The sequence below is a fragment of the Pedobacter sp. 01N416 genome (genome assembly GCF_056399685.1).
Window position 1 is genome coordinate 1 of sequence record NZ_JBFTRT010000784.1, and the last position, 1,800, is coordinate 1,800.

Sequence of the window (1,800 nt, forward strand, 5' to 3'; positions counted from 1 at the left end):
GGTTATATTCTGCCTGAACACGTATATCTTGACATGATTCAGTAATTACATCAGCCAATAGAAATTGCTGTTGGTTAATGTGAAGCTGACCATTATTTGCCATGCTAGCATTTAATAAATCATCTATTAAACCATTTACTTTTTCCATGCTTTTATTAGCCTGTACTATTAATTTAGCCAACGTTGGTGATGCTGATTTATCTTTTAAACGATCTAAAAGTTGTAATGATGCTTTTAAAGTGGTAATTGGTGTTTTTAGCTCATGGCTAGCGATGCTAATAAAATCATCTTTTTGTTGTTGTAAAATTCGCAGCTCTTCTATGTCGGTTGCGGTACCAATCCATAAATGCATCTCGCCACCTTCATCCAAAATTGGCATTAAACGGACCAAATGCCACCTGTAGAATCCATCAGCACTTTTGCCTCTGGTTTGAAACTCACCACCTTTTTTTGTCTTTAGTATTGCGCTAAATGAAACGATACTATTTTGAAGATCATCTGGATGGATTACGAAATTAAAACCCGCTAATTGTGTTTGTTTATTGTTTAAACCGGTATAATCGTACCAACGCTGATTATAAAAAATAACTTTTCCCTTTTTTGTATTAGTCCAGGCAATTTGAGGAATGGTTTCGATCATGTTGCGAAACCTATATTCACTTTCTGCCAAGGCTTTGGTTCTATTTGCTACTCGTTCTTCTAGTTCGAGATTTAATTTAGAAAGTTCGAGGTTAATTGCTTTAACTTTGGCTTTTTGTTGAATTAATAATCCATTAGACTTTAATAATTCTTGTTGCTGAATTTTTAAATTACCATCAATTATATTTTTTTCATTTCTTATCGCCGTATCACTAAGTGCTCTATTAATTTTAGTAGATACTGTAAATAACTTAGCTTTAGAAACGTAATCAGTAACACCATCCTTAATTAGTTCTACAGCATTTTCTTCGCCAATAATGCCAGAAACAATTATAAAAGGTATGTGCGCATTTTTGTTCTGCTTAATCCTAAAAGCAGTTACTGCATCAAAAGATGGAAGTGAATAATCTGATAAAATAATATCTGGATTAAAATTAACTAAGGCATACTCAAAACTTACACGTGTTTGAACAATTTCATCAATAAAATCCAATCCCGCTTTCTTTAGTTCACGTTTCAGTAAATCGGCATCACTTTGATTATCTTCAACAATAAGAATTTTAAGCTTAGTTAACATTTGAAGCAACTGTTAGTTTGGTGATTGATTTGTTATCATCCAGTATAAGCCAATTTCTTTAATGGCCTTAAAAAAATTATCACTATCAACAGGCTTAACAATGTAACTGTTTACACCTAGTAAAAAGCATTTTTCAATATCAGGCCCTTCATTAGAAGAAGTGAGCATTACTATTGGGATTGACTTTGTTTCTGGGTCAGATTTAAGCTTTTCTAGTACCTGTATACCTGATACCTTTGGCATTTTAAGATCCAATAGTATTAATTTTGGAAACTCTTTTGGTTTGCGGTTTTCAAAATCACCCTTACAATAAATAAAATCTAATGCAGCTGCACCATCTTTAACATGGTAAAGTTTGTTGGTAAAACCACTTTTATTTAATGCCCTTATGGTTAATGCGGCATCATCTACACTGTCTTCTACAAATAAAATTTCAACGTTATCGTAATCCATATTTTTATTTAATTGGTGGTATGATTTAAACTGAAGTAAAAACAACTGCCTATATTTAGTGTTGATTCTGCCCAAACCGTACCATTATGTTTGTTGATAATCTTTTGTACAATAGCCAAACCTATTCCGGT

3 protein-coding genes are annotated in these 1,800 nt (G+C 32.6%); all 3 read right to left on the bottom strand.

Annotated features, from left to right (window positions below; all coding sequences use genetic code 11):
• Positions 1-1,216, bottom strand: a 1,216-nt coding sequence (locus tag AC1DND_RS27120; protein WP_477585868.1) for a PAS domain S-box protein, incomplete at its 3' end; no start/stop codon positions are given.
• A 12-nt stretch (positions 1,217-1,228) separates the two neighbouring features.
• On the bottom strand, positions 1,229-1,669 hold the full coding sequence (locus AC1DND_RS27125; RefSeq protein WP_477585870.1) for a response regulator: 441 nt from the start codon (positions 1,667-1,669) through the stop codon (positions 1,229-1,231).
• An 8-nt stretch (positions 1,670-1,677) separates the two neighbouring features.
• A complete protein-coding gene (locus tag AC1DND_RS27130; protein ID WP_477585872.1) occupies positions 1,678-1,788 on the bottom strand; it encodes a hypothetical protein in 111 nt (36 codons plus the stop codon).
• Positions 1,789-1,800 lie beyond the last annotated feature (12 nt).